The organism is Sphingomonas sp. 3-13AW, assembly GCF_049311085.1.
Lineage (GTDB): Bacteria > Pseudomonadota > Alphaproteobacteria > Sphingomonadales > Sphingomonadaceae > Sphingomonas.
The window spans coordinates 2501-5765 of record NZ_JASNVZ010000047.1; the positions used below are offsets into that span (position 1 = coordinate 2501).

Consider the following 3265-nt stretch of genomic DNA (forward strand, 5'->3'; position numbering starts at 1 on the left):
GCTCGGCGGCACGCTTCATGCGTGTCGACGGATGGCTCAACCAGCGTAACACTGCTCTGCCGAGTTTCGTGTCGGCCTTAGGGCTGATCCAGTGTTGTCGTTGGTGGTGTGGACTCTCAAGCGTGAGGTAAGGGCAATTCGTGGATGCCTTGGCATGTACAGGCGATGAAGGACGTGGCACGCTGCGATAAGCGTCGGTGAGGTGTGAGCAACCTTTGACCCGACGATTTCCGAATGGGGGAACCCACCTTCACCATTTAATTCAGCCGGTGTGCAAGCATCGGCCGGGTTAAATGGGAAAGGTATCACCGAAGTGAATACATAGCTTTGGTGAAGCGAACCCGGTGAACTGAAACATCTCAGTAGCCGGAGGAAAAGACATCAACCGAGATTCCGTTAGTAGTGGCGAGCGAACGCGGACCAGGCCAGTGCCTGACATTCAACTAGCAGAAGTATCTGGAAAGGTACGCCATAGCGGGTGACAGCCCCGTATGCGAAAGTGATGTGTTGGGACTCGAGTAGGGCGGGACACGTGAAATCCTGTCTGAACATGGGGGGACCACCCTCCAAGCCTAAATACTCGTACATGACCGATAGCGAACTAGTACCGTGAGGGAAAGGTGAAAAGCACCCCGATGAGGGGAGTGAAACAGTACCTGAAACGGATTGCCTACAAGCAGTTGGAGGGTCCTTGAGGCCTGACAGCGTACCTCTTGCATAATGGGTCTGTGACTTAATGTATCAAGCAAGCTTAAGCCGTTAGGTGTAGGCGCAGCGAAAGCGAGTCTGAATAGGGCGACTGAGTTTGATGCATTAGACCCGAAACCCGGCGATCTATGCATGACCAGGATGAAGGTGCGGTAACACGCACTGGAGGTCCGAACCGATTAACGTTGAAAAGTTACCGGATGAGTTGTGCTTAGGGGTGAAAGGCCAATCAAGCCGGGAAATAGCTGGTTCTCCGCGAAAACTATTGAGGTAGTGCCTCGAGCGAATACCCTAGGGGGTAGAGCACTGGATGGGCTAGGGGGTCGCGAGATCTACCAAACCTAACCAAACTCCGAATACCTAGGAGTACTACTCGGGAGACAGACGGCGGGTGCTAAGGTCCGTCGTCAAAAGGGAAACAGCCCTGACCTACAGCTAAGGTCCCCAAGTCGTGTCTAAGTGGGAAAGCATGTGGGAATCCCAAAACAACCAGGAGGTTGGCTTAGAAGCAGCCATCCTTTAAAGAAAGCGTAACAGCTCACTGGTCTAAACAAGGGTTCCTGCGGCGAAGATGTAACGGGGCTCAAGACACGCACCGAAGCTTAGGGTGTGCTCGTTTACGAGCACGCGGTAGCGGAGCGTTCCGTACGCCTGTGAAGCGGGAGGGTAACCGACCGTGGAGGTATCGGAAGTGCGAATGCAGACATGAGTAGCGATAAAGAGGGTGAGATGCCCTCTCGCCGAAAGACCAAGGGTTCCTGCGCAAGGCTAATCCGCGCAGGGTGAGCCGGCCCCTAAGACGAGCCCGAAGGGGGTAGTCGATGGGAATGCGGTTAATATTCCGCAGCCTGGTGGTGTGTGACGGATGGTGTGTGTTGTCAGCTCTTATCGGATTGAGCTGGCTTCGAAACTGTCCCGGGAAATAGCCCCACCGTATAGACCGTACCCGAAACCGACACAGGTGGTCAGGTAGAGTATACCAAGGCGCTTGAGAGAAGTGTCCTGAAGGAACTCGGCAAATTGCCTCCGTACCTTCGGAAGAAGGAGGCCCCATGTAAGCGCAAGCTCTCATGGGGGGCACAGGCCAGGGGGTAGCGACTGTTTAGCAAAAACACAGGGCTCTGCTAAGTCGGCTTCAAGACGACGTATAGGGTCTGACGCCTGCCCGGTGCCGGAAGGTTAAGTGGAGGGGTGCAAGCTCCGAAATGAAGCCCCGGTAAACGGCGGCCGTAACTATAACGGTCCTAAGGTAGCGAAATTCCTTGTCGGGTAAGTTCCGACCTGCACGAATGGCGTAACGACTTCCCCACTGTCTCCAGGACATGCTCAGCGAAATTGAATTCTCCGTGAAGATGCGGAGTACCCGCGGTTAGACGGAAAGACCCCGTGCACCTTTACTGCAGCTTCAGAGTGGCAGTGGAGAACAACTGTGTAGAATAGGTGGGAGGCTTTGAAGCACCGGCGCCAGCTGGTGTGGAGCCACCAAGTGAAATACCACCCTGTTGTTCTTTACTGTCTAACCTCGATCCATGAAACTGGATCAGGGACCCTCTGTGGCGGGTAGTTTGACTGGGGCGGTCGCCTCCTAAAGAGTAACGGAGGCGCGCGAAGGTTGGCTCAGGCCGGTTGGAAACCGGCTGTTAGAGTGCAATGGCATAAGCCAGCCTGACTGCGAGACTGACAAGTCGAGCAGAGACGAAAGTCGGTCATAGTGATCCGGTGGTCCCTCGTGGAAGGGCCATCGCTCAACGGATAAAAGGTACGCCGGGGATAACAGGCTGATAACCCCCAAGAGCTCATATCGACGGGGTTGTTTGGCACCTCGATGTCGGCTCATCACATCCTGGGGCTGGAGCAGGTCCCAAGGGTTTGGCTGTTCGCCAATTAAAGTGGTACGTGAGCTGGGTTCAGAACGTCGCGAGACAGTTTGGTCCCTATCTGCCGTGGGCGTCGAAATTTGAGAGGAGTTGACCCTAGTACGAGAGGACCGGGTTGAACGTACCTCTGGTGTACCTGTCGTTCTGCCAAGAGCGCAGCAGGGTAGCTATGTACGGACGGGATAACCGCTGAAAGCATCTAAGCGGGAAGCCTCCCTCGAGATAAGATTTCTTAGGACGGTCGGAGACCACGACCTTGATAGATCGGATGTGGAAGCGCGGTAACGCGTGTAGCTAACCGATACTAATTGTCCTATTCGCGCTTGATGAGTTCGCACCATCAATGACAACCCTGGATCTTTTCAGAAACGTCATCGTGGATGTCATCCAGCCTTGACCAATCGATTTGAAAAACTGTGTGCACAAGCTTCATTGCTTGGTGGCTATAGCGTCTGTGACCCACCCGATCCCATCCCGAACTCGGCCGTGAAACCAGACTGCGCCAATGGTACTATCGCTCAAGCGATGGAAGAGTAGGTCGTCGCCAGGCATTGAAGCTCGTGCACACAAAACCCATTCACAATGCAACACTCCCAGCGTCGCGGGGTGGAGCAGCCCGGTAGCTCGTCAGGCTCATAACCTGAAGGTCACAGGTTCAAATCCTGTCCCCGCAACCAACA

Annotated in this window: 1 tRNA gene and 2 rRNA genes; all 3 read left to right on the forward strand. The window is 54.6% G+C overall.

Features of this window, described 5'->3' with window-relative positions:
• The first annotated feature begins 117 nt into the window (after nt 1–117).
• The 3 genes from QP045_RS21385 to QP045_RS21395 all read left to right on the forward strand — a co-directional run bounded on the left by QP045_RS21385 (nt 118) and on the right by QP045_RS21395 (nt 3262).
• Nucleotides 118–2913 (forward strand): 23S ribosomal RNA (locus tag QP045_RS21385).
• A 107-nt stretch (nt 2914–3020) separates the two neighbouring features.
• Nucleotides 3021–3135, forward strand: a 5S ribosomal RNA gene (gene rrf, locus QP045_RS21390).
• A gap of 50 nt (nt 3136–3185) precedes the next feature.
• A tRNA-Met gene (locus QP045_RS21395) sits at nt 3186–3262 on the forward strand.
• Nucleotides 3263–3265: the final 3 nt, after the last annotated feature.